Genomic DNA, 24,731 nt, shown 5'->3' with positions numbered 1-24,731 from the left:
CCTGTCTTTATGCGCGCGACATGTGATGAAACCATTAGCCATACTCCGCATTCCTACGGAGGTCATGCGGAGCAATGCTCCGCATTCTTACTGGAGTATCGGAAACGGAAGACGGGCCACTCGACTACAGGCTCGGACCCGCTGGGCGGCTCCGAGCCAAACTGTCAACGGCCGCCGAACGAGTCGCTCCGCTCTTTTGGTCGCTGAATTGCAACCAGTCACGCCGCGCGGACGTTGGTCAGGAACTTGCTGACCTCGGTCTTCAGCCGGTTCGAATCGTTCGACAGCATCTGCGCCGCCGACAGCACCTGCGATGAAGCCGTGCCGGTCTCGGTCGCGCCGCGCTGCACGTCGGTGATGTTCGACGACACCTGCTGCGTGCCCTGCGCGGCCTGCTGCACGTTGCGGGCGATTTCCTGCGTCGCCGCGCCCTGCTCTTCCACCGCCGCTGCAATCGCCGACGAGATCTCCGACAGACGCTCGATGGTCGAGGAGATCTCCTTGATCGCGCCCACCGAGTCGTTGGTCGCCGCCTGGATGCCGGATATCTGCTGGCCGATCTCGCCGGTCGCCTTCGCGGTCTGCTCGGCGAGCGCCTTCACCTCGGAGGCGACCACGGCGAAGCCGCGACCGGCCTCGCCGGCACGTGCGGCTTCGATGGTGGCATTCAGCGCGAGCAGATTGGTCTGGCCAGCGATGGTGTTGATCAGCTCGACGACGTCGCCGATGCGCGCGGCGGCCTTGGAGAGCTCGCTGACGCGCTCGGTGGTGGCGCGCGCCTGGCCGACGGCATCGCCCGCCATCCGCGCCGATTCCTGCACCTGACGGCTGATCTCGCCGACCGACGAAGCCATCTCTTCCGTCGCCGAGGCGACCGATTGCACGTTGGTCGAGGCTTCCTCCGAAGCGGAGGCCACCGTGGTCGCCAGTTGCTGCGAACGGTCGGCGGTCGCGGTCAGGGTCGAGGCGGAGGCTTCGAGCTGGGTCGAGGCCGACGACACGGTCTGGACGATCTCGCCGATCATCGCTTCGAATTCGCGGGTGATGTTGTCGACACGGCGGCCGCGCTCGATCTTGGCTTCTGCGTCGACCGCGGCAGCTTCGTCGGCGGCCTTCTTGGCGATCAGGGCTTCCTTGAAGATTTGGAGCACGTCGGCCATGGCGCCGATCTCCGTCTTCTCGCCGCGACGCGGGACTTCGGCGGAGAGGTCGCCCTTACCCAGCGCCTGCATCGGCTCGATGATCGAGTTGATGCCGCGGGAGACGTCTCGGACGAGATAGAAGCTGACGCCGATACCAAGGACGACGGCGGCGCCGAGAATGATCGAGACCAGCGTGAGCGCGAAGGAATAGCTGTCGGCCGCATTCTGCGCCGCCTGTTCGCCGCCCTTGGTGTTAAGCTCGATGTCCTTGTTCAGGACCTCATCCGCCTGGAGCCCGATCTTGTTGACCGTCTTGGAGTTGAGTTCCTGGGCTTCGCGCGGGAGCTTGCCGGCCTCCTTGCGCGACAGCGCCATGACCTCCTCGGTGCCCTTCTTGTACTCGTCCCAGAGCTTGGACCACTGGTTATAGAGAGCTTGCTCTTCCGGAGAGCTGATCATTGCCTCGTACCTGCTGCGCACCTTGGCCAGCGCTTCCGTCACGGTGGCGGCGGTCTTCTCCACCGCAAGCTTGTCCTCCAAGCCTTCAGCCAGCATGTGCTGGCGCACCACGTTACGATACGTGATGACGCTGGCGCGAAGGTCGCCGATCACCCGCACGCTGGGCAGCCAGTTTGTGGTGATGTCCACGGTATTGGCATTCATCGACCGCATCTTCATGACGGCGAGCAGGCCCATGCCGGTCATCGCGACCAGCAGGAATGCCACGACACTGATGATTTTGGTGCGGATGGAGAGTTTGGCAAACATAATCGGGTCTCGTTGTACTGGCGCGGGCGCGCGTCCGGAGTTTTACGAATCAATCAAAGGGAGCAGCGCCGACATCCAACGGAGCACTTGTGCGGATGTTAACTGCGACTCCGTGCGAGTACGGAGCCCGAAAGAAATGAACAGTCAGCTAAAAATGTCCTGCGCTCAGCGCATGAGTCTAAGCGCGTCGGAGAAAAACTCTGCTCCGCCGAAATTTCCGGACTTCAGAGCGAGCAGCATGTCGCTTTCGGCGCCGACCGCGCGCAACACTGGAACGCCCGCGGCGATTTCCACTCCTACGAGAAACCCGGGAATCTTCAACCGATCTACTACGGCGCCGGATGTCTCGCCACCGGCAACGACCAAACGCCGCACGCCTGATTTGACGAGGCTTTCCGCAATATCAGCCATGGCCTGCTCGATCGCATGGCCGGCGGCGTCGCGACCGTGGCGCGCCTGCAGCGCGGCGACCTGATTGGGTGTCGAGCTCGATGCGATCAGCACCGGCCCCTCGGCCAGTCGTGGCCTTGCCCAGTCCAGCGCGCGCTGTGCTTCGCCCGCCCCCGTAATGATACGGTCCGGATCGAGATGAAGCACCGGCATGATGCGTTCGGCGTTGGCGATCTGCTGAAGCGTCGCCTGCGAGCAGCTTCCGGCAAGGCATGCCGCCGGTCCGACGACCGGCGCGCCGGTTTCGGCGCTCCGTGACGCCGACCTGACCTTGCCCGTCGACACCAACGCACGCGCCAGTCCCAGCCCGATGCCGGAGGCGCCTACCGACAACCGATGTTCGCCAGCGACGAGACCGATGGTCTCGAGGTCGCGGTCGAAGACGGCGTCAATGATCGCGGCGCCGACGCCCTTGCCCGCGAACTCGGCCAATCGCGCCCGCACGGCGCCCGCGCCGCGCGTCACGGTGACGAGATCGACGAGGCCGATCTGTGTCCTGCTCTGGCGCGCCAGCACTCGCACCAGGTTCGAATCGTGCATCGGGTTGAGCGGATGGTCCTTCAGCGGGCTCTCGTTGAGCGGCGCGGCACCGACGAAGAGGTTGCCCTGGTAGACGGTACGGCCTGTCTCCGGGAACGCCGGCGTCACCAGCACGACAGCTTCGCCGCAATCGGCGCGCAACGCGTCCATCACCGGGCCGATATTGCCGGCATCGGTGGAATCGAAGGTCGAGCAGATCTTGAACAACACGTGGCCCGCGCCGCGGCCGCGCAGCCATGCTTCGGCGGCGCGCGAGCGCGACACCGCGAGGCCGGCTTCGATCGAGCGGCTCTTCAGCGACACCACGACGGCATCGACCTCGGGCAGCGCGAGATCGTCGGCGGGCACACCGATGGTCTGCACGGTGCGCAGGCCCGCGCGCGTCAGCGTGTTGGCGAGATCGGAGGCGCCGGTGTAGTCGTCGGCGATGCAGCCCAACGCAAGTGTCACGGCTTCACTCCGGCATAAGGCTTGAACCAGGCAAGCCCATCGGTGGTCTTGCCGCGGGGATTGTATTCGCAGCCGACGAAGCCCGCATAGCCGAGCCGGTCTAGCTCGTCGAACAGGAACGGATAGTTCAGTTCCTCGCCGTCTGGCTCGTTGCGCGAAGGGATGCTGGCGATCTGGACGTGGCCGATGATCGGCATCATCTCGCGCAGCCGCATGGTGACGTCGCCATGGATGATCTGGCAGTGATAGATGTCGAACTGGAGCTTGAGGTTCGAAAGCCGCAACTCCTGGATCAGATCGCGGGCGAAGCCGAAATCGTTGAGGAAGTAGCCGGGCACGTTGCGTGCGTTGATCGGCTCGATCACGATGTCGATGCCGTGCGGCGCGAAGAATTCCGCGGCCCAGGCCACCGACTTGTAGAAGGCCTCGATCGCGACGCGCTCGCCGCGGTTGGCGATGCCGGCCATCAGATGTAGGCGCTTGACGCCGGTCGCCTTGGCATAAGGCAGCGCCGTCTCCAGGCTCGCCTTAAGATCGTTGAACCGTGACGGGAGTGCCGCAAACCCCTTCTCGCCGACATTCCAGTCACCCGGCGGCAGGTTGAACAGCGCCTGGGTCAGGCCGTTGCGCTTGAGCCGCTCGCCCACCACCTCGGCCGGATGATCATAGGGAAACAGGAACTCGACCGCGGTGAAGCCGGCTTGCGCCGCGGCATCGAAGCGGTCGAGGAACGGCACCTCGGTGAACATCATCGAGAGATTGGCGGCAAAACGGGGCATCGGAGTTCCTCTTGCTTATTTGTCGCCGGGCAGCTTCACGCCGGTGACCTGCGCGTACATGCGCGCGACCGACGCGTCGTCGTCGCGGCCCATACCGGCGGCTGATGTCATCAGAAACATCTGGAGCGCGGCGGCGGAGACCGGCACAGGGAATCGGGCGCTGCGCGCCATGTCTTGAATGATGCCGAGGTCCTTGACGAAGATCTCCACCGCGCTGCGCGGCGTGTAATCGCCGTCGAGCACGTGCGGCATGCGGTTCTCGAACATCCAGGAATTACCGGCCGATGCCGTGATCACCTCATAGACCTTGCGGATGTCGAGGCCCTGCTTTGCCGCGAACGCCATGGCTTCGCTGGCGGCGGCGATGTGCACGCCGGCGAGCAATTGATTGATCATCTTGAACGCAGCGCCCTGCCCGGCGGCATCGCCGAGCTCGTAGAGCTTTGCCGCCATGGCATCGAGCGCGGGCCGCGCTTTCGCAAAAGCCGCGGGACTGCCGGAGGCGAGGATCGTCAGTTCGCCTTGCGCGGCGCGCTGCGCTCCGCCTGAGATCGGCGCATCGAGATAGTGCCGACCGGTCGCCTCGAGTTGCTTGGCCAGGCGCCGCGCCACGTCGGGATCCATGGTGGCCGAGGATACGAAGACGCTGTCCTTCGGCATGGATTCGGCGGCACCATCCTTGCCGAACAGGATCGCCTCGGTCTGCGCGGCATTGACGACGACGCTGACGACGATATCGGCCTCCTTGGCCGCTTCGGCCGGCGTGGTGACCCCCGCGCCGCCATCCTTCACAAAGCGCGCGACGGCATCGGTCGAAACGTCGCAGCCGGTCACGGCGTGGCCGGCTCGCTTCAGCGAGGTCGCCATGCCGTATCCCATCGAGCCGAGCCCGATGACGGCGATACGCTGATTTTGTGACGTGGAGGCCGACATGCAACTGATCCTTGCGAACGTTTCCCGGACGGCCGCCCTTTGCGGCGGCTCATCGAACCGATATCACGGCTTGGCCGCGCCGCCAAAGCGTGAGACAAGCGGGCATGACGGCCATGAAAACTGAAACGAGCGACGAAACAAGGCTGCGCGAGGATATCTGCCGCTTCGGACGGTCCCTGTTCGAGCGCGGGCTGACGCCGGGCTCCTCCGGTAATATCAGCGTGCGGCTGGACAGCGGCGGCTGGCTGGTGACGCCCACCAATGCCTCGCTCGGCTTCCTCGACCCGGCGCGGCTGTCGCGGCTGGATAGAACGGGACAGCTGGTCTCGGGCGATGCGCCCACCAAGGAAGTTCCGCTGCACACCGCGCTCTACGACACGCGCGGGAGCGCGCGCGCGATCGTGCACCTGCACTCCACCCATTCGGTCGCGCTCTCAATGCTGCCCGAGATCGATCCGCGCGCCGCGCTGCCGCCGATGACGGCCTATTATCTGATGAAATGCGGCGCCACCGCGCTCGTGCCCTATTACCGCCCCGGCGATCCCGCGGTGGCGGACGCCATCAAGGGGCTGGCGGGCAAGTATTCATCCGTGCTGCTCGCCAATCACGGCCCGGTCGTCGCCGGCGATACGCTGGAAGCCGCGGTGTTCGCGACCGAGGAGCTGGAGGAAACGGCGAAGCTGTACCTGCTGCTGCGCGGGATGAACCCGCGGTACTTGTCGCCGGAGCAGGTGACGGATCTGGTGAAGGTGTTCGGGGTGGCGCTGCCGGAGCACGGGCACGGACATTAGGCTCGGCTCTCACCTCCGTCCATCCTGACGTGCGAACCTTGCGATGCATCAGCATCGCAAGGTGAAGCCTCGAACGATAGGCTACAGACGCCCGCAGCCCATCCTTCGAGGCGCGCGAAGAGTGCGCACCTCAGGATGACGGCTGCGATTGCGGCGGCAGTCTAGCTACAGCCCCAGATACGCCTTGCGCACATCGGGATTGCCCTTGATCTCGCTTGCTGCGCCCTGCATCAGCACGCGTCCGGTTTGCAGGATGTAGGCGCGATCGGCGATCTCGAGGCATTCGGCCATGCGCTGCTCGACGATCAGCACGGTCATGCCGGCATCGCGGATGCGCTTCACGGCCTGGAAGATCTCATCGACCAGCTTCGGCATGATGCCCTGCGAGGGCTCGTCGAGCATCAAGAGGCGCGGACGTGTCATCAGCGCGCGGCCGATGGCGAGCATTTGCTGCTCGCCGCCGGAGAGCGTCTCGGCGCGCTGCTCCAAACGTTCCTGTAGACGCGGGAACAGCGTGAAGACGAGATCGAGCGGCTGCTCACGGTTGGCTTCGCCCCGGTAGAGATAGCTGCCGAGGCGAAGATTGTCGCGCACCGACAGGCGCGGGAACAGGCGGCGGTTCTCCGGCACATAGGCGATGCCGGTGGCGGTGATGTGGTGCTGCGCCATGCCGTCGAGGCGCTTGCCGTCGAATGTCACCGTGCCGGAACGCGGGCGCTCGGCGCCGGCGATGGATTTCAGCAGCGTCGACTTGCCCGCGCCGTTGGCGCCGGCGACGCAGACGATCTCGCCCTTCTCGACCTCGATCGAGACCGCGGAGATCGCGACCAGGCCCTGATAGGCGGTGGTGACTTCACGCACCGACAGCATGACGATCTCCCAGATATGCCTTGATCACCTTGGGATCGCGGACGACGTCTGCGGGCTTGCCCTCGACCAGGACCTTGCCGAGATCGAGCACGATGGCGCGGTCCACCAATGGCATCACGATCTCCATGACATGCTCGACCATCAGCACGGTGATGCCGGCATCGCGCACCTTGCGCACGAGCGCGACACCGGTCTGCGCCTCCGTGGGCGTGAGGCCGGTGAGGACTTCGTCGAGCAGCAGCAGCTTCGGCTCGGTCGCAAGCGCCCGCGCGACTTCGAGGCGGCGCTTCTCGGCCGGCACGAGGTCGCTCGCGAGCACGTCGGCGCGCGCGGCAAGGCCGGTGAACTCCAGCACCTCATGCGCCTTGCGGCGCGCTTCCCGCATCACGGTGTTGCGCACGAGCGCACCGACGATGACGTTGTCGATCACCGTCATGGTCTCGAAGCTCTTGACCACCTGGAAGGTTCGGCCGATCCCGCGCTGGCAGCGCTCGGCCGCCGGCATGTGGGTGACGTCCTCGCCGTCGAACCGGATCGAGCCTTGCGTCGGCGGCAGGACGCCCGCGATGAGATTGAACAGGGTCGACTTGCCGGCACCGTTCGGGCCGATCAGACCGACGATCTCGCCGCGGCCGACCGAGATCGAGACGTCGCTGTTGGCGATGAGCCCGCCAAAGCGCTGCCAGACGCCGCGGGTTTCGAGCAGCGCACTCATCGCGTGGCTCCTTTCGTCTTGGCGCGGGAGAACAGACTCACCAGTCCCTGCGGCAGCGCCAGCGAGATCAGCACGATCAGCGTGCCGTAGACGATGAGATCGACGCCGCGCCCGGAGCCGCCGATATAGGAGCGCGTCAGCTCCGTCATCGGGATCAGGATGGCGGCGCCAAGCACGGGGCCCCAGAGCGTACCGATACCGCCGAGCACGGCCGGCAGCGCCATCAGCAGCGAGAACTGGAAGCCCATCACGCTCTCAGGATCGATATAGGCGAGAAACTGCGCATAGAAGGCGCCGCCGATGGCGACCAGGAAGGCGGAGACGGCAGCCGCCCCCATCTTGGAATTGAACACGACGACGCCGAGGCTCTCGGCCGCTTCCGGATTGTCCTTCACCGCGCGCCACCAAAAGCCCCATTTGGAATCTTCCAGCCACCAGGTGACGAACCAGGCGAGGCAGCACAGCCCCAGCGCAAAATAGAAGTACGGCAGCTTGGTGCGCAGGAACTGGAACTTCAGCCAGCTGTCGCCGCGGATCGGGATGGTGATTCCCATCGCGGCCCCCGCCCACTCCCAGTTCTGGAAAAGCAGCAGCCCGATCTCGGCGATGACGATGGTCGCGATCACGAAATAATGGCCGCGCAGGCGGAAGAAGGGATAGCCGAGCCCCATTGCGATGAGTGCCGCGATCACGCCGCCGCCGAGCATGCCGAACCAGGGCAGCACGCCGAACTTGGTGAACAGCAGCTCGGTGGTGTAGGCGCCGATGCCGAAATAGAGCGCGTGCCCAAGCGAGATCTGTCCGCAATAGCCGGACAGGATGTTCCAGCTCTGCGACAGCGCTGCGTACATCAGCGTCAGGATCAGGATGTTCTGGACGTAGACGTCCTTGACGAACAGCGGCGCCAGTGCGGCGAGCCCGGCCAGTCCTGCGGCGATGATGAGGTCGCGGCGGCGCCGCGCGGCAAAATTCTTGTCCATCACATCGACCCGAACAGGCCGCGCGGCCGGATGAAGACGACGAGGAGATAGACGGCGTAGATGCCGACCGACTTCAGCGACGGCGGCAGCACCAAGGCGGTGACCGCCTCGACGAGACCGACGATGATGCCGCCGGCGAAGGCGCCGAACACGCTGCCGAAGCCGCCGAGCGCCACCGTGACGTAGGCGATCAGCGCAAAGGACGCGCCGACGTCGGGGTAGATGTAGAAGAACACCGCCATGATCGCGCCGGCGAGACCGACCAGCGCGGCGCCGAGGCCCCAGCCGAACGCGAACACGCGGTTCTTGTCGATGCCGACGAGAGCGACCGCACCGGGATCTTCGCGGGTGGCTTCGATCGCACGGCCGAAATCGGTGCGATGGATGAAGAAGTAGAGACCGACAAAGGCGAGAATCGAGACCAGCGCGCCGACCAGCTGAGGCTCCGGCAGGAAGATGCCGGCGACCGAGATGGTTTTACCGCCGAGCCAGGACTGCGGAATGCTGCGATAGTCCGGGGTGAAGAAGAACTGCGCGAGGCCGCGCATGACTATGGCGAGACCGAACGTGGTGAAGATCTGCACCATGCCGGCATTGGCCTTGGCCCGCATGGCGAAGCGGACAATGAGCAGGTAGATCACCGCTCCGAAAACGAAGAGCGCCGCGGCGACCAAGGGCGCCGACAGCAGGGGGTCGATGGCGAAGAACGCGAACAGGAAGAAGGACAGGTACATCGCGAGCATCAGGAACTCGCCATGGGCGAAGTTCGTGACGTCCATCAGGCCGAAGATCAGCGCGAGGCCGACCGCGATCAGTCCGTAGAGCAGGCCCATGAGGAGGCCGCTCGCGAGACTCTGGATAATGGCTTGGGCTGTCAAAAGTCTGTCCCCCGAAATAGATCCTCATCCCGAGGGGCGCGCATCAGCGCGCGTCTCGAAGGATGGCCCAGCCCTCGTCCTTCGAGGCGCGGGCAACGCCCGCTCCTCAGGATGAGGGCGGGAGCTACATCTGAGCTCCCGCTTCCCACGCTTACTTCATCGGCCAGATCGCCTCGGCGATCGCGGCCTGCGGCGGGAAGATGGTGACGAACTTGCCGCCGACATATTGCAGCAGCACCGGGTCGGCGTCGTTGTTCTGACCCATCTCGTCGAACTTGACGCGCTTCCAGGGCATGATGGTCTGCTCGCCCGGAATGTCGGTCGCGGCCAGCGCGTCGCGGATCTTCTCGCCGTCGGTCGACTTGGCGCGGTTGATGGCATCGGCGAGGATGATCAGGCCCATGAACTGGCGCGAGGTGAGGTCGTTGAAATCCTTGCCCGACTTCGCCTTGAACATCTCGTTGATCTTGCCGACCATCGGGCGCTTCTGCGCGAGGTCGAGCGAGAACGTGCCGCGCGAGATGACGCCTTCGAGCTTGTCGCCGACGGCATCATAGAGCGCCTTCTCGGAGAAGCCGGCGTCCTGCGCCACGATCGCATTCGGCTTGTAGCCGAGCTCGGCCATGGTCTTGACCAGGAGGATGCCGTCGGTGGTGTAGCTCGAGGGCATCAGCACGTCGGCATTGGCGGTCTTGAGCTGCTGCACCTCGGCCGAGAGCGAGGGCGAGTTGGCGCGGTACTTGATGTCGGTGACGATCTTGTAGCCGCGCTCGCCGGCGATCTTGGTCTGGGCATTGCCGGAGTCGGTGCCGAAGATAGTGTCCTCGTGGAACAGCGACAGCGTCTCGATCTTGGTGCCCTTCTTCTTCATCGCATCGAAGAAGTCGAACATCGCAGCCGAGTACATCTCGTCATGCGGCGCGGCGCGGAAGTAATATTTCAGGCCGCGGCGATGCAGGCTGGGCGAGGAATTGTCGGCCGACACGAACGGGACCTGATAGCGTTCGCAGATCTGGCTGACGGTGACGGCGACGGCGCTCTGGTAGGTGCCGATGATGGCGCAGACCTTCTCCTGCGTGATCAGGCGCTCGGCCTCGGCGCGGCCCTTCTGCGGATCGGCCTGGTGGTCGGCGAACACGAGACGGATCTTCGCGCCGCCGAGGCCCGGCAGGCCTTCGCCTTTCGCCAGCGGCAGGTCGAAAGCGGTGTCCTTGTTGATGACTTCGAGCGCAGTCTCATAGGCCTTCTGCGCGTCGACGCCCTGCTGCGCGCTGCCGCCGGAGAACGGATAGATCACGCCGATCACGACCTCCGACGTCTGTGCGCGCGCTGCCAGCGGCACGAGAGCGGCAGTGGCGGTGGCTCCCAACAGCACGTCGCGGCGAGTGATAGTCATGGCAAAGTCCCCTGTTATCGAATTCGGCTGATCGAATGAAGCGATTGATGGATGCGGTAAAGCCTGAAGAAGCAGCAAACGCTGCCTACTAAATCACGGCCAGGTTTCTGTTCTTCAGATCCGTCACCAGCATCAGGCCGGGCGAATGCGTGATCGCGAACGGGAGCTTCGCGGCGTTGATCACCGATTGCGGCGTCACCCCGCAGGCCCAGAACACCGGAATCTCGTCATCGGCGACCGGCACCGGATCGCCGTAATCGGGCTTCGCAATGTCCTTGATGCCGATCAGATGCGGATGGCCGAGATGCACGGGCGCACCGTGCACGGCGGGATAGCGTGAGGTGATCTGCACCGCGCGGATGGCATCGACCGGCTTGAACGGGCGCATCGACACCACCATCGGACCGGCGAACGGACCGGCCTCGCCGCAAGGAATGTTTGTGCGATACATCGGCACGCGCACATTGTGCTCGATGTGCCGGATCGGCATGCCCTCCTCGAGCAGAGCTTCCTCAAACGAGAAGGAGCAACCGAGCACGAAGGTGACGAGATCGTCGCGCCAATGCTTCCTCACATCGGTCGGCTCGTCCACCACTTCGCCATCGCGCCAGACGCGATAGCGTGGCACGTCGGTGCGGATGTCGAGATCGGCGCCGAGCGATCGGATATGCGGACTGCCGACGTCCGACATGCCGATGATCGGGCACGGCTTCGGATTGAGCTGGCAGAAACGGTGAAAGGCGCCGGCATACTCGGCAGGCAGGATCGCCAGATTGCCTTGGACAAAACCCGGAGCGACGCCGGCGGTGGAGGCGACCAGCCCCTCGCGGTAGGCAAGCCGGGCCTTGCGGCTCGGAAGGGCGTCGGGCGTTTCAGTTTGCTGCGCTGCCACCAAAACAGTCATGTGATCGACCTGCCTATAAACTCGACAAGGACAAGCCAACACCAAGCGTGCTATAAAGTCTAATCGTCGTTTCTAATCAATATCGATAAATCCGATTTATCGACTGGGATACTCCTTCCAATGCTGGACTTCAGGTCGATCGAGACGTTCCTCTGGGTTGTGAAGCTCGGCAGCTTTCGCGGCGCCGCGCAACGGCTCAACACGACCCAGCCCGCGATCTCCCAGCGCATCGCCCAGCTCGAGCGCGAGATGGGCGTGAAGCTGCTCAACCGCGATCATCGCGTGGCCTCGCCGACCCCGAGCGGCCGGCAGATGATGGTCTATGCGGAGAAGCTGATCGGCATGCGGGCCCAGATGATGGCGGAGATCAGCGACGCCTCGGCGATGCGTGGCGTGATGCGGCTCGGCGTCGCCGAGACCATCGTGCACACCTGGCTGCCGCGTCTCGTGAAGAGCGTGAACCAGGTTTATCCGAACCTGTCGCTGGAGATCGAGGTCGACATCACGCCGAACCTCACCGCGCGCCTGCTCGCCCAGGAGATCGAGCTTGCGTTTGTCGTCGGACCGCTGTCCGCCTCCGGCGTGCACAATCGCGTGCTTGCCGATTATCCGATCGGGTTTCTCGCAAGTCCCTCGCTCGGCCTCGGAAAGGGCCCGGTGACGTCGGCCGACCTCGCGCGGTTTCCGATCATCACCTTCCCGCGCAAGACCAAGCCTTACGAGGTCGTGCGCGAGGTGTTCGACCGGCCGGAGCTGCCGCCGATCCGCCTTCACGCCTCCGCCTCGCTCGCGACGGTCATCCACATGGCGGTCGAGGGGCTCGGCATCGCCGTGATCCCCGACGCCATCGTCGAGAACGAGCTCGCCGACGGACGGCTGCAACTGCTCGACACCGATCTCGCGATCGCGCCGCTGACCTTCACCGCAAGCTGGCTCGCCTCGCCCGACGTCGTCGCCGTGGAGCGCGTCGCCGAGCTCGCAAGGCAGATTGCGCAGAGCAGCCTCGCGGTTGACGCGCCCGCGCTGGCGCGTCATTGAAAAAGGCGCCGGACAACCTGCAACGTCGTTCCGGGATGGTGCGCAGCACCAGACCCGGAATGACAACTGAGAGACTGACCGCATGAGCCGAGCCGCCAGCAACCTGCAAATCGATTCCGCCCGCCTCTGGGGCTCCATCCACGAGACCGCGCAATTCGGCGCGACCGCCAAGGGCGGCGTGCGGCGGCTGACGCTCAGCACCGAGGACAAGCAGGTGCGCGACTGGTTCCGCAAGGCCTGCGAGGATGCCGGACTGGAAGTCCACGTCGACGCGCTCGGATCACAGTTCGGCCTGCGCAGGGGCCGCGACATGTCGAAGCCGCCCGTCGGCATCGGCTCGCACCTCGACACCCAGCCGACCGGCGGCAAATATGACGGCATCCTGGGGACGCTCGGCGCGCTGGAAGTGATCCGCACGCTGAACGATGCCGGCATCGAGACCGAGGCGCCGATCTGCGTCGTCAACTGGACCAACGAGGAAGGCTCGCGCTTCGCACCTGCGATGATGGCCTCCGCCGCCTATGTCGGCGACTTCACCACCGACGACATTTTGTCGCGCAAGGATGCCGAAGGCATGACCGTTGGCCAGGCGCTCGACAGTATCGGTTATCGCGGCGACAAGCCGGTCGGCTTCCAGAAGCTCGGATGCTTCGTCGAGCTGCACATCGAGCAAGGGCCAATTCTGGAAGCGGAAGGCAAGACCATCGGCGTGGTCGATTCCGGTCAGGGCGTGCTCTGGTACGACGGCAAGATTTCCGGCTTCGAGAGCCATGCGGGTTCGACCCCGATGCCGCTGCGGCGCGACGCGCTGGCGACGCTGTCGGAGATCGTGCTGGCGATGGAGGCGATTGCGAAGAAGCACGGGCCGAACGCGGTCGGCACCATCGGCGAGGCGGTGATCGCAAATCCCTCGCGCAACGTCATTCCCGGCGAGATCGCCTTCACCATGGACTGCCGCAGTGCCGACGGCGCCATCATGGATGCACTCGATCGCGATCTTCGTGCGGCGATCGCCGAGATCGCGGCACGCCGCAAGGTCGAGGTCAAGCTCGACCTGGTCTGGCGCAAGCCGCCGACCCATTTCGATCCCAAGCTGATTGCAGCAGTCGAAAACGCCGCGAAGACGCTGGGCTACTCCTCCCGCCGCATCACCTCCGGCGCCGGCCATGACGCCTGCAATCTCAACACCGTCATGCCGGCGGCGATGGTGTTCGTCCCCTGCAAGGACGGCATCAGCCACAACGAACTGGAGGATGCCACGCAGGCCGACTGCGCCGCGGGCACCAACGTGCTCATGCACACCGTGCTGACGATCGCCGGCGTCGCATCCTGACTGGAGAAGAACCCCCATGCGCGGAGTTTTCGTCGACGCCAATGAAGCCCTCGCCGTGATCATGGAGCGGCTGGAGAAGCCCGGCGATCCAAAGGTGCGGATCCACAGGGATCCCGATATCAGGCCAGAACAATATCCTGAGATCCTCGACGGCGCCGAGATCGCGATCGTCGACCACACCGCGCTTCCCACCGAAGTGGCGAGGAAATGCACGGGGCTGAAGCACGTCGTGTTCCTCGGCACCGGCGCGCGCAGCTACATGAACCCGGAGGAGCTCGCCGAGCTCGGCATCTCCGTGCATCTGATCAAGGGCTATGGCGACACGGCAGTGGCCGAATGCGCGATTGCACTGATGTGGGCCTCCGCCCGCGTCATCGCGATGATGGACCGCGAGATGCGGGCCGGCAACTGGCTGCGCGAGGACGGCATGCAGCTCACCGGCAAGACGCTCGGCCTAATCGGGTTCGGCGGCATCGCCGCGGAAGTTGCGCGCATTGCCACGGGAAGCGGCATGAAGGTGATCGCCTGGAATCGCTCGCCGAAGAGCTATCCCGGTGTCGACTTCACCGATCTCGATACGGTGCTGGCGAAGAGCGACGTCGTGTCGCTGCATCTGCTGCTCAACGACGAAACCCGCGGCATGATCACGCGCGACAAGATCTTCGCGATGAAACGTGGTGTCATCCTCGTCAACACCGCCCGCGCTGCGATCGTCGACGAAGCCGCCATGATCGACGCGCTGAAGTCCGGGCACATCCGCCATGCCGGACTCGACGTCTTCAATACGGAGCCGCTGCCCGGCGACCATCCGCTGACGAAACTGCCGAACGTGACGCTGTCGGCGCATTCGGCCTTCCGCACGCCCGAGGCGAGCGAGAACCTCATTCATGCGGCGTGGGAGCACTGCCGCCGGATCGTGAAGGGATAAAGAGCAACAACAAATGGCTGACTATCGCACCATCAAGGCAGAGCCTCTCACCAACGCCATCAAGGCCATCGTCAAGGCCGGCGGCTCCTCGGACCGCGAGGCCGAGCTCGTCTCGACCAATCTTGTCGAGGCCAATCTCAAGGGACACGACTCGCACGGCGTCGGCATGATTCCGCGCTATGTCCAGAGCGTCACCAACGGGGGCCTCGCCGTGAACCAGCACGTCAAGATCGTGCTCGACACCGGTCCGCTTCTCACCCTCGACGGCCTCACGGGCTATGGCCAGGTGATCGGCCATGAAGCGATGGAGCTGGCCGCCGAGCGCGCCAAGCGCAATGGCGTGTGTCTCGTCGGCCTTTCCAACGCGCACCATATCGGCCGCATCGGTCACTGGGCCGAGCAGTGCATCGACCATGGGCTGGTCTCGATCCATTTCGTCAACGTGATCTCGCGGCCGATCGTGGCGCCCTGGGGCGGCAGCGATGCCCGTCACGGCACCAACCCGTTCTGCGTCGGCATCCCGCGCAGGGGCAAGGAGCCGATCGTGCTCGACTTCGCCACCAGCAGGATCGCGCAAGGCAAGACCCGCGTGGCCCACAACAAGGGCGTCGAGCTGGAGCCCGGCACCATCATCGACAATGAAGGCAAACCCATCGTCAATCCGCGCTACACCGTGATCCCGCCGTACGGCGCGATCCTGCCGTTCGGCGAGCACAAGGGTTCGGGGCTCGCGCTGGTGTGCGAAATTCTCGGCGGCGCGCTCTCCGGCGGCCAGGTGGTCAAGGGCCCGTCCGACGGCAAGTACAACGTCCTCAACGGCATGCTCTCGATCGTCATCGACCCGGGCAAGCTCGGCACTGGCGAGAACCTCGCGCGCGAAGTCGAGAGTTTCGTTGCCTGGCACACCGGCTCACCGCCCGCTGCTGGTGTCGACAAGGTGAAGATCGCCGGCGAGCCCGAACGCGAGACCAAGAAGAAGCGCCTCACCGAAGGCATTCCGGTCGACCCGACCACCTGGCAGGAGATTCTGGACGCCGGGAAGAAGTTCGGGTTGGATCAGGCGGCGATCGAGAAGATCGTGGGCTGATTGCAGCGAAGCAATCACAACCGCTGTCGTCCCGGACAAGCACAGCTCTCGACAACGCGCAGCGTTGCCGAGAGCTTTGCGCCGATCCGGGACCATAACCACAGGACGTGGTTTGGCGAAGACTCGCGGTTACCAGTTCAGACAACAGCCTCTCCCTGGGGTTATGGGTCCCTGCTTTCGCAGGGACGACGGGAGAGTTTGTTGCGACGGCGGAATTAGCTTTCGCTAACGTCCCCCGCTTCAATCCACCATGTCCGCGACCGCCTTGCCGCAGGCGGTGGTGTCGGCGTTGCCGCCGAGATCCTTGGTGCGGAGCGTGCGTTCAGCCAGCGTGCGCTCGATTGCGTCGACGATCGACCTGCCGGCTTCCTTCTCTCCGAGATGCTCGAACATCATGGCACCCGACCAGATCATGCCGATCGGGTTGGCGATGCCCTGGCCGGCGATATCTGGCGCCGAGCCGTGCACCGGCTCGAATACCGAGGGGAAATCGCCCTCGGGATTGATGTTGCCGGACGGAGCGATGCCAATGGTGCCGGTGCAGGCCGGGCCGAGATCGGAGAGGATGTCGCCGAACAGATTGGAGCCGACAACGACGTCGAACCAGTCCGGATGCAGCACGAAGTTCGCGGTGAGAATGTCGATGTGGTACTTGTCCCACTTCACGCCCGGAAACTTCTTGGCCATCGCCTCCACGCGCTCATCCCAATAGGGCATGGTGATCGAGATGCCGTTGGACTTGGTCGCCGAGGTCAGGTGCTTCTTCGGCCGTGACTGCGCGAGCTCGAAGGCGAATTTCAGGATGCGATCGACGCCAGTGCGGGTCATCACCGTCTGCTGAGTCACGAACTCGCGGTCGGTGTCGGGGAACATGCGTCCGCCGACGGAAGAATATTCGCCTTCCGTGTTCTCACGCACCACCCAGAAATCGATCTCGCCGGGCTTGCGGCCCGCCAGCGGCGACGGCACGCCGGGCATCAGCCGCACCGGGCGCAGGTTCACATACTGGTCGAACTCGCGGCGAAACTTGATGAGCGAGCCCCACAGCGAGACGTGATCCGGAATCTTGGCCGGCCAGCCGACCGCGCCGAAATAGATCGCATCGTGCTTGCCGATCTTCTCCTTCCAGTCATCAGGCATCATCTGGCCGTGCTTCTCGTAATAGTCGTAAGACGAGAAGTCGAAATGGTCGAAATGCACGGAGACGTCGTGCTTCTTCGCCGCCGCCTCCAGAACGCGCAGGCCCTCGGGCATGACTTCCTTGCCGATGCCGTCGCCGGGAATGACCGCGATCCGGTATTGTTTCTTGCTCATCGAGAACGTCCTTGGTTAGTCCGGCAGCCGCCGCGTTTTGATCGCACTGCAATGGACCAAAGTCGCGGGCGGTGCAACGCTGCACTGCAATGTTGACCATGGCGCGGCCGAGCGCCTACTGATTTGATCCTGTTCCCATTCTGCGAGTACTCCCATGGATCTGCATCTGCGTGGCAAGCGCGTCCTGATCACCGGCGCGACCAAGGGCATTGGCGCAGCCGCCGCCGAGGCGTTTGCCGAGGAAGGCGCGCATCTCCTGCTCGCCGCCCGCAGCGGCGAGGCGCTGAAGGCGCTGGCCGACCGGCTGCGCTCCGCACACCAGATCGACGCCGCAACGAGCATCGTCGATCTGCGCAAGGAGGAGGACGTGGCGCGGCTAGCGAAAGAAGCCGCGGACATCGACGTGCTCGTCAACAATGCCGGCGACATCCCCGGCGGCTCGATCGACAAGATCGACGAGGCGACCTGGCGGCACGCCTGGGAATTGAAAGTGTTCGGCTACATCAACCTGACGCGGCACATCTATGCGCAGATGAAGGCCAAGGGCGGCGGCGTCATCGTCAATGACATCGGCGCGGCCGGCGAAAAATTCGACGCCAACTACATCTGCGGTAGCGCCGGCAACGCCGCGCTGATGGCGTTCACGCGCGCGCTCGGCGGCAAGAGCCTCGCCGACAACATCCGCGTCGTCGGCATCAATCCCGGGCCCGTCGGCACCGACCGGCACGTCACCTTGCTCAAGACGCGGGCCAAGCAACAGTTTGGCGACGAGAGCCGCTACAAGGAATTCCAGAAGGGCTTGCCGCTCGGCCGTCCTGCGCACGCGCGCGAGATCGGCGACCTCATGGCATTTCTGGCGTCGGACCGCGCCGGCTATACGTCGGGCGTGATATACACGGTGGACGGCGGCATCAGCGCGGGGTGGGGTTAACTCGATCCTCGTCATTGCGAGCGCAGCGAAGCAATCCAGGAATGGATCCGCGGTGGGAATCTGGATTGCTTCGCTGCGCTCGCAATGACGAAACCAAGAACGGGCATAGGAGTAAGATAATTGTCTCAAGACCTGATCCGCAAAACCGCATGCGCGGTCGTCGACAAGCTGCGGTCCGGCGACGTCTCGCCGCTCGAGCTTCTGGATGTGCTGGAGAAGCGCATCAAGGAGGTCGACGGCAAGGTCAATGCGCTGCCGATCCTGTGCCTGGATCGCGCACGCGATAGCGCCAAGGCCTTGATGCAGAAGCCGGCCGGCGCGCGCGGCCTGCTCGCCGGCCTGCCGGTCCCGATCAAGGATCTCACCGACGTCGCGGGCGTGTTGAACACGCAGGGCTCGCCGATCTTCAAGGACAACATCCCCGCGAAGTCCGACCTCATGGTCGAGAACCTCGAGGCCAACGGCGCGGTGGTCTACGCCAAGTCCAACACGCCGGAATTCGGCGCCGGCGCCAACACCTTCAACGAGGTGTTCGGCGCGACGCTCAATCCGTGGGATACGACGAAATCGGCAGCGGGCTCCTCCGGCGGCGCGGCCGTGGCGCTCGCAACCGGCATGGCCTGGCTCGCGCAGGGCTCCGACATGGGCGGGTCCTTGCGCAACCCGGCGGCTTTCTGCGGGGTCGTCGGCATGCGGCCGAGCATCGGCCGTGTCGCGCACACCCCAAAATCAGGTATCGATCGCAATCTCGGCGTGGTCGGCCCGATGGCACGCAATGTCGAGGATCTCGCGCTGCTGCTGGATGCCATGAGCGGCGACTATGCGGACGATCCGTTGTCGCTGCCGACACCTGCAACCTCGTTCCTGTCGGCGGCACAGGCGGGCAAGAAGCCAAAGCGCATCGCCTATTCACCCGACCTCGGCATCACGCCGGTCGATCCAGAAGTGAAGGCGATCACGCGCAGGGCCGCGGAGCGCTTCGCGGAAGCCGGAGCCATCGTGGAGGAGGCGCATCCGGACTGGCGCGAGGCGCATGAGTGCTTCCATGTGCTGCGCGCGTTCGACTTCGCGATCACCAAGGCCAACCTGCTGCGCACCAAACGCGACATGCTCAAGCCCGAGGTGATCTGGAATATCGAGGAAGGCCTCAAGCTCACGGTCGATCAGCTCGCGCGCGCCGAGGCGCAGCGCGTCGGCATGACTGCGCGGGCGGTCGAGTTCTTCAAAAGCTACGATCTCCTGCTGGTGCCGACGACGATCGTGCCGCCCTTCCCGATCGAACACCGCTATGTCGCCGAATGCGCCGGCAAGAGGTTCGACAACTACGTCGAGTGGCTCGGCATCGTCTACGCCATCACGCTCGCCTGCTGTCCCGCGCTCTCGCTGCCGTGCGGCTTCACGGCGTCGGGCCTGCCGGTCGGCGTGCAAGTCGTCGGCGCACCGCGGGCCGACGCACAGGTGATCGCCGGCGCGAAGGTGCTGGAGGATATTCTGGGCCTGCGCGGCACGACGCCGATCGATCCGAAGGTGAAAAGCTGACATATACCTGATGACGAATCCGCCTCGCGTCGCCCTCATCCACGCGCTCAAGCACTCCATCGCGCCGATCGAAGCGGCATTCGCGAAGGCGTGGCCCGAGGCACGGCTGATGAACCTGCTCGACGACAGCCTGTCTGCGGATTTGGCGCGCGACGGCGCGCTCAACGATGCCATGACCGAGCGCTTCCTCGCGCTGGCCGATTACGCAGCGGCGACGGGAGCGGATGGCATCTTGTTCACTTGTTCCGCGTTCGGCCCCTGTATCGAGGCGGTCGCGCGCGCAAATGCGCCGATGCCGGTGCTGAAGCCGAACGAAGCCATGATCGAACGCGCCGTGACCATGGGTCGGCGCATCGGCCTGCTCTCGACCTTTCCGCCGACGCTGGCGTCGATGCCGTCCGAATTCCCTGCCTCCGTCCAAATCATGCCGAAACTGGCCGAGGGCGCGCTGGCCGCGCTCGATCGCGGCGACCGCGCCACGCACGACCGGCTGATCGCGGAAGCATCTCGCGATTTGCGCGACTGCGACGTCATCGCGCTCGCGCAATTCAGCATCGCCGCGACTGCGCCGCTGGTTGCGGAGGCCACCGGCCGCCCGATCGTGACGACGCCGGACAGTGCCGTCGACAAGCTGATGGGGCTGCTGAAGGTGAAGGCTTAGGCGCCGGCCTTTGTCCGGCGCCGCGCATCCTTGATCGCCACCGCGAGCGCAGCCTTCGTCTCGTTGACGAAATCCTCGACCAGTTCCTCGCGCGTGGCATGCGCCGCCTCGCCGGTGAACAGGCCCTGCTCGGCCAGCATCACGACGCCGTGCAGCGCCGCCCAGATCTTGAGCGCCTGCCGCTCGCGCAAGTAGCCGACCGCCGGGGCCTCCAGTGCCTCGATCACGAGCGCAAAGGTTTCGCGTGTCGCCTCGTGCAGCTCGCTGCCCTTGGCCGCGCAGGACACCGTTCGCGAGGCGAACATCAAGCGGTAGATCCCATTACGGCGCAGACCGAAATCGAGCGTCGCCAGCGCGAGGCGCGAGAGTTTCGACTGCTTCGACGGCTTTGCCATCGCCTCGCGCAGAAGCGTCGAGAATTGCCTGAATGCCTCCGCCGTGACTGCCGCGAGCAACGCCTCACGGTCGGCGAAATGCCGGTATGGCGCCGGCTGCGAGACACCGAGCTGCCTGGCAAGCGCCTTGATGCTGATCGCCTCGGCGCCGCCCTGCTCCGCTTCGCGCAATGCGGCCTTGATCAAGGCGTCGCGGAGATCGCCATGGTGATAGGTCTTCTCGGATTTGCGAGCGAATTGTGAACGCATGTTGAGTCGAAGCCTATGAGTTTGCGCTTGACAGGGGAAGCCCGCCGCGAATGTAATAGGATATAACTTAGAACAATCCCAGATGAGGAACGCGCCGCCCTTCGGGCCCCGCGCGCACACGACCGAGGAAGCCGCAATGTCAGAGCGACTAAGGGTTCACGTCGATCCCGACAAATGTCAGGGCCATGCCCGCTGCAAGGCGCTCGCGCCGGAACTTTTCGAGCTCGACGAATATGGCAACGCGCACGAAGCCGGCGACGGCACTGTCCCGCTGGGGCTCGAGGACAAGGCCTGGCTTGCAAAAGCCAACTGCCCGGAAATCGCAATCGATGTGATCGAGGAGTAGCGCGGCTGCGGCCGCCCCGCGTGCTTTCAGCGAACACGAGCCAAGGGATTCCCTGCCATGTCCGACGTCAACCAGCCCGCCGCCCATCCGCCCGTGACCGACTGGGTCCATGATTTCGACCACACCGATCCGCAATGGACGGAGGATCCCTTCCCGATCTGGGACGAACTGCGCGCCGTAAGTCCCGTGGTGCACACGAAACGCTTCCTCGGCTGCTACCTGCCGACGACCTATGAAGCCGTGCGCGAGATCGCCAACGATACCGAGCACTTCTCCTCACGCCGCATCATCGTCCGTGACGTGCGGCCGGAAATCACCAGCAGGAACGCGGCCCCGCCGATCACCTCCGATCCGCCCGAGCACAAGCCGGCCAAGCAATTGCTGCTGCCACCCTTCACGCCGGACGCGATGAAGAAGCTCGAGCCGCGGGTCCGCGCCATCTGCAACGAGCTGATCGACGACTTCATCGCCGATGGGAAGGTCGACGCTGCCACGCGGTACAGCAAATACATCCCGGTTCGGGCGATCGCGCACATGCTCGGCATCCCCGAGAGCGACAGCGACCTCTTCATCAACTGGATCCACATGATCCTCGAGCTCGGCATCAAGGACGAGAACAAGCTGCTCCAGGCCGTGCAGGAGATGACGGCCTATTTCAGCAGCCACATCGAAGCGCGCAAGAACAAGCCCACCGAGGACCTGATCTCCTACCTGATGAACGCCCGGGACAAGAACGGCAATCCGCTCGAGGACTCCCATGTACTGGGCTCGTTGCGCCTGCTGCTGATCGCCGGCATCGACACCACCTGGAGCGCGATCGGCTCCTCGCTCTGGCATCTTGCGAAGACGCCGGCCGACCGCGCGCGGCTGATCGCCGAGCCCGGGCTGATCCCAACGGCGGTGGAGGAACTGCTGCGCGCCTATTCGCCGGTGACGATGGCGCGCGAGGTGGTCAAGGAGACGACGGTTTCAGGCTGTCCGGTCAAGGCGGGCAATATGGTGCTGCTGTCCTTCCCAGCCGCCAACCGCGATCCCAAGATGTTTCCGGACGCTGACAAAGTCGTGATCGACCGCCGCGAGAACCGCCATGCTGCCTTCGGCCTCGGCATTCATCGCTGCGTCGGTTCCAACCTTGCGCGAATGGAGATGCAGGTTGCGCTGGAGGAATGGCTGAAGCGGATTCCGGATTTCCGCCTCGATCCGACAGGCACCGTGACCTGGTCGCAGGGCACGGTGAGAGGCCCCCGGCAGTTGCCATTTTTGCTGGGAAAGGCGATGTAGGCCTTCCTCAGACGAAGGAAGCGGAAGGCCGGACGTGACAGAGCAAGCAATCCAACCGGCCTCCAAGACTTTTGACGTCGCTGACGCCGAGCGGCGGATCAAGGCAATCTTCATCGGCTCCATCGGCAATCTCGTCGAGTGGTACGATTTCTACGCCTATACGGCATTCGCGCTCTACTTCGCCCCAGCCTTCTTCCCTGGTAACGATCCCGTCGTCCAGCAATTGAACGTCGCCGTCGTATTCGCCGCGACCTTCCTGATGCGCCCCCTCGGCGGGTGGTTCTTCGGCTATCTCGCCGACCATTTCGGCCGACGCATTTCGCTGACCCTGTCCGTCGTCTTCATGTGCTTCGGCTCGCTGATCATCGCGCTGACGCCGACCTATGCCACGATCGGCTTCGCCGCACCGGTGATCCTGGCGCTCGCTCGCGTCATCGAAGGCCTCAGCCTCGGCGGCGAATATGGCGCCAGCGCCACCTACCTCAGCGAAGTCGCCGATCCCAAGCACCGCGGTTTCTATTCCAGCTTTCAGTACGTGACGCTGATCGGTGGCCAGCTTACTGCGATCATCGTGCTGCTTCTCCTGCAAAAGGTCTTCCTCACCCCGGAGCAGTTGAAGGACTGGGGTTGGCGTATCCCCTTCGCGATTGGCGCGCTGCTGGCGATCTTTGCCGCGGTCATGCGGCGCGGCCTGCACGAGACCGAGGCGTTCGAGGAGGCCAGGAAGGTGGCGAAGCCGACCGGCTCGCTCGCCAACCTGTTGCGATATCCGCGCGAGCTCTTGCTGGTCGTCGGCCTCACCGCCGGCGGCACTGCGGCGTTCTACACCTTCACCACCTACATGCAGACCTTCGTCAAGCTTTCGGTCGGGCTGACCGAGGACCAGACCACTTTCGTGATCTTCGGCACGCTGATCTTCGCGACCATCCTCCAGCCGATCTACGGCGCGATCTCCGACAAGATCGGCCGCAAGCCGCTGCTGATCTTCTTCGGTGTTGCCGGCACCCTCGCGACCGTTCCGCTGCTGATGGCGCTGAAGGAGACGAAATCGCCCTTCATCGCGTTCATCCTGATCTGCGCCGCCTGGCTGTTCGTGGCCGGCTACACCTCGATCAACGCCGTGGTGAAGGCGGAATTGTTCCCGACCAATGTCCGCGCGCTCGGCGTCGGTCTGCCCTATGCCATCACGGTCTCGATTTTCGGCGGAACGGCGCCGGCGATCGCGCTCTACTTCAAGAGCATCGGGCACGAGGAATGGTTCTATTTCTATCTCAGTGCCATCATCTGCCTGTCGCTGATCATCTATGCTACCATGCGAGACACCAAGCACGCCTCCGCAATGCATCGCCACGAGTAGGCCATGACCGACGAGACGCCGTCCGACAACAAGCTGACGCGCACCAAGGAGAAGTGGGCGCGCGAGGGCCGCTTTCTCACAGGAAAGATCACGCGGCCGGAGGATCAAAGACTGCCACCCGGCCAGCACCTCACCAAGGACTGGCCGGTGCTCGATCTCGGCGTCGTGCCGCCAGTCTCGCGCGAGCGCTGGCGGCTCGACGTCTACGGCGCGATCGAAACTCCCGTGTTCTGGACTTTCGACGAGTTCATCGCACAGAAGCAGGCGCGGTTCACCTCCGACATCCACTGCGTGACGACCTGGTCGCGCTATGACAACGAGTGGGAAGGGCTTGCGACGCGTGAGCTGCTCGCAGCCTGCCAGCCGCGCGAGGATGCGCGCTTTGTCGTGCTGCACTCCTCTGACGGCTACACCACCAATCTCGCGCTGGAAGACTTTGCCGCCGAGGACGCGCTGCTCGCCCATAGCTGGTCGAGCAAGCCCCTGAGCGAGGAGCATGGCGGCCCGGTGCGGCTGGTCGTGCCGCACCTCTATTTCTGGAAGAGCGCCAAATGGCTCCAGGCCATCGAATTCCTGACCGAGGACGCGCCGGGCTTCTGGGAAGTCCGCGGTTATCATAACCGCGGCGATCCCTGGGCCGAACAGCGCTATTCGGGCGATTAGGTTCAAGCAAGAA

Annotated in this window: 24 protein-coding genes; 12 read left to right on the top strand and 12 right to left on the bottom strand. The window is 64.5% G+C overall.

What is annotated here, in order from left to right; all coding sequences use genetic code 11:
- Positions 1–218 precede the first annotated feature (218 nt).
- From ABIG06_RS23985 to ltnD, 4 genes are all read right to left on the bottom strand, one after another.
- Positions 219–1,910 (bottom strand): methyl-accepting chemotaxis protein, encoded by a 1,692-nt coding sequence (locus ABIG06_RS23985; protein WP_370138839.1) that lies wholly within the window; start codon positions 1,908–1,910, stop codon positions 219–221.
- 165 nt (positions 1,911–2,075) lie between these two features.
- On the bottom strand, positions 2,076–3,350 hold the full coding sequence (otnK, locus tag ABIG06_RS23980) for a 3-oxo-tetronate kinase (protein ID WP_370138838.1): 1,275 nt from the start codon (positions 3,348–3,350) through the stop codon (positions 2,076–2,078).
- Positions 3,347–4,129 carry a 2-oxo-tetronate isomerase gene (otnI, locus tag ABIG06_RS23975; protein WP_370138837.1) on the bottom strand — a complete coding sequence of 261 codons (783 nt, stop codon included), beginning with the start codon at positions 4,127–4,129 and terminating at the stop codon, positions 3,347–3,349. Before otnI ends, otnK begins: the two co-directional genes overlap by 4 nt.
- A gap of 15 nt (positions 4,130–4,144) precedes the next feature.
- Positions 4,145–5,062 (bottom strand): L-threonate dehydrogenase, encoded by a 918-nt coding sequence (gene ltnD, locus ABIG06_RS23970; RefSeq protein WP_124160698.1) that lies wholly within the window; start codon positions 5,060–5,062, stop codon positions 4,145–4,147.
- A gap of 104 nt (positions 5,063–5,166) precedes the next feature.
- On the opposite strand from ltnD, the gene ABIG06_RS23965 reads away from it, so the two are divergent.
- Positions 5,167–5,853: an aldolase gene (locus ABIG06_RS23965; protein WP_199751537.1), complete on the top strand. Its 687-nt coding sequence runs from the start codon at positions 5,167–5,169 to the stop codon at positions 5,851–5,853.
- A gap of 165 nt (positions 5,854–6,018) precedes the next feature.
- Here the strand turns inward: ABIG06_RS23965 and ABIG06_RS23960 are convergent, their stop codons facing one another.
- The 6 genes from ABIG06_RS23960 to ABIG06_RS23935 all read right to left on the bottom strand — a co-directional run bounded on the left by ABIG06_RS23960 (position 6,019) and on the right by ABIG06_RS23935 (position 11,596).
- The gene (locus ABIG06_RS23960; protein WP_124160696.1) at positions 6,019–6,723 is read right to left on the bottom strand and encodes an ABC transporter ATP-binding protein; all 705 of its coding nucleotides are present in this window, start codon (positions 6,721–6,723) and stop codon (positions 6,019–6,021) included.
- On the bottom strand, positions 6,707–7,438 hold the full coding sequence (locus ABIG06_RS23955; RefSeq protein WP_124160695.1) for an ABC transporter ATP-binding protein: 732 nt from the start codon (positions 7,436–7,438) through the stop codon (positions 6,707–6,709). The genes ABIG06_RS23960 and ABIG06_RS23955 overlap by 17 nt, the downstream gene beginning before the upstream one ends.
- Positions 7,435–8,418 (bottom strand): branched-chain amino acid ABC transporter permease, encoded by a 984-nt coding sequence (locus ABIG06_RS23950; protein ID WP_370138836.1) that lies wholly within the window; start codon positions 8,416–8,418, stop codon positions 7,435–7,437. The genes ABIG06_RS23955 and ABIG06_RS23950 overlap by 4 nt, the downstream gene beginning before the upstream one ends.
- A complete protein-coding gene (locus ABIG06_RS23945; RefSeq protein WP_245454515.1) occupies positions 8,418–9,251 on the bottom strand; it encodes a branched-chain amino acid ABC transporter permease in 834 nt (277 codons plus the stop codon). Before ABIG06_RS23945 ends, ABIG06_RS23950 begins: the two co-directional genes overlap by 1 nt.
- A gap of 196 nt (positions 9,252–9,447) precedes the next feature.
- Positions 9,448–10,692 carry an ABC transporter substrate-binding protein gene (locus ABIG06_RS23940; RefSeq protein ID WP_370138835.1) on the bottom strand — a complete coding sequence of 415 codons (1,245 nt, stop codon included), beginning with the start codon at positions 10,690–10,692 and terminating at the stop codon, positions 9,448–9,450.
- 88 nt (positions 10,693–10,780) lie between these two features.
- Positions 10,781–11,596 carry a putative hydro-lyase gene (locus ABIG06_RS23935; protein ID WP_370138834.1) on the bottom strand — a complete coding sequence of 272 codons (816 nt, stop codon included), beginning with the start codon at positions 11,594–11,596 and terminating at the stop codon, positions 10,781–10,783.
- Positions 11,597–11,716: 120 nt separating this feature from the next.
- Here ABIG06_RS23935 and ABIG06_RS23930 point away from each other — a divergent pair, with 120 nt between their 5' ends.
- The 4 genes from ABIG06_RS23930 (at position 11,717) to ABIG06_RS23915 (ending at position 15,982) form a co-directional block, all read left to right on the top strand.
- Positions 11,717–12,634 (top strand): LysR family transcriptional regulator, encoded by a 918-nt coding sequence (locus tag ABIG06_RS23930; protein ID WP_124160690.1) that lies wholly within the window; start codon positions 11,717–11,719, stop codon positions 12,632–12,634.
- Between the two features lie 82 nt (positions 12,635–12,716).
- Positions 12,717–13,967: a Zn-dependent hydrolase gene (locus ABIG06_RS23925; RefSeq protein ID WP_124160689.1), complete on the top strand. Its 1,251-nt coding sequence runs from the start codon at positions 12,717–12,719 to the stop codon at positions 13,965–13,967.
- 16 nt (positions 13,968–13,983) lie between these two features.
- Complete coding sequence (locus ABIG06_RS23920; protein ID WP_370138833.1) at positions 13,984–14,895, top strand: NAD(P)-dependent oxidoreductase; 912 nt, start codon at positions 13,984–13,986, stop codon at positions 14,893–14,895.
- Positions 14,896–14,908: 13 nt separating this feature from the next.
- Positions 14,909–15,982, top strand: coding sequence for a malate/lactate/ureidoglycolate dehydrogenase (locus tag ABIG06_RS23915; RefSeq protein ID WP_370138832.1), 1,074 nt, complete (start codon positions 14,909–14,911; stop codon positions 15,980–15,982).
- Positions 15,983–16,222: 240 nt separating this feature from the next.
- Here ABIG06_RS23915 and ABIG06_RS23910 read toward each other — a convergent pair whose 3' ends face one another.
- Complete coding sequence (locus tag ABIG06_RS23910; protein WP_370138831.1) at positions 16,223–17,296, bottom strand: tartrate dehydrogenase; 1,074 nt, start codon at positions 17,294–17,296, stop codon at positions 16,223–16,225.
- A gap of 154 nt (positions 17,297–17,450) precedes the next feature.
- Here ABIG06_RS23910 and ABIG06_RS23905 point away from each other — a divergent pair, with 154 nt between their 5' ends.
- The 3 genes from ABIG06_RS23905 to ABIG06_RS23895 all read left to right on the top strand — a co-directional run bounded on the left by ABIG06_RS23905 (position 17,451) and on the right by ABIG06_RS23895 (position 20,427).
- Entirely contained in the window at positions 17,451–18,227 is a 777-nt protein-coding gene (locus ABIG06_RS23905) for an SDR family oxidoreductase (RefSeq protein ID WP_370138830.1), read from the top strand.
- A gap of 120 nt (positions 18,228–18,347) precedes the next feature.
- On the top strand, positions 18,348–19,766 hold the full coding sequence (locus ABIG06_RS23900; RefSeq protein WP_370138829.1) for an amidase: 1,419 nt from the start codon (positions 18,348–18,350) through the stop codon (positions 19,764–19,766).
- Between the two features lie 10 nt (positions 19,767–19,776).
- Complete coding sequence (locus ABIG06_RS23895) at positions 19,777–20,427, top strand: aspartate/glutamate racemase family protein (protein WP_370138828.1); 651 nt, start codon at positions 19,777–19,779, stop codon at positions 20,425–20,427.
- Here ABIG06_RS23895 and ABIG06_RS23890 read toward each other — a convergent pair.
- Complete coding sequence (locus ABIG06_RS23890) at positions 20,424–21,071, bottom strand: TetR/AcrR family transcriptional regulator (RefSeq protein WP_370138827.1); 648 nt, start codon at positions 21,069–21,071, stop codon at positions 20,424–20,426. The two genes, ABIG06_RS23895 and ABIG06_RS23890, sit on opposite strands and share 4 nt — an antisense overlap.
- A gap of 136 nt (positions 21,072–21,207) precedes the next feature.
- Here ABIG06_RS23890 and ABIG06_RS23885 point away from each other — a divergent pair, with 136 nt between their 5' ends.
- Genes ABIG06_RS23885 through ABIG06_RS23870 form a run of 4 tightly spaced genes read left to right on the top strand, consistent with a single transcriptional unit; the run spans position 21,208 to position 24,718 of the window.
- Complete coding sequence (locus ABIG06_RS23885; RefSeq protein WP_370138826.1) at positions 21,208–21,417, top strand: ferredoxin; 210 nt, start codon at positions 21,208–21,210, stop codon at positions 21,415–21,417.
- A gap of 57 nt (positions 21,418–21,474) precedes the next feature.
- A complete protein-coding gene (locus ABIG06_RS23880) occupies positions 21,475–22,698 on the top strand; it encodes a cytochrome P450 (RefSeq protein WP_370138825.1) in 1,224 nt (407 codons plus the stop codon).
- A 34-nt stretch (positions 22,699–22,732) separates the two neighbouring features.
- Positions 22,733–24,055: an MFS transporter gene (locus ABIG06_RS23875; RefSeq protein ID WP_370138824.1), complete on the top strand. Its 1,323-nt coding sequence runs from the start codon at positions 22,733–22,735 to the stop codon at positions 24,053–24,055.
- Between the two features lie 3 nt (positions 24,056–24,058).
- A complete protein-coding gene (locus ABIG06_RS23870) occupies positions 24,059–24,718 on the top strand; it encodes a sulfite oxidase-like oxidoreductase (RefSeq protein WP_370138823.1) in 660 nt (219 codons plus the stop codon).
- The last annotated feature ends 13 nt before the right edge of the window (positions 24,719–24,731 follow it).

Source organism: Bradyrhizobium sp. USDA 326 (assembly GCF_049739485.1).
Taxonomy (GTDB): Bacteria; Pseudomonadota; Alphaproteobacteria; order Rhizobiales; family Xanthobacteraceae; genus Bradyrhizobium.
The sequence above is the reverse complement of the archived record's forward strand: the minus strand, read 5'-3'. Positions and strand labels throughout refer to the sequence as shown.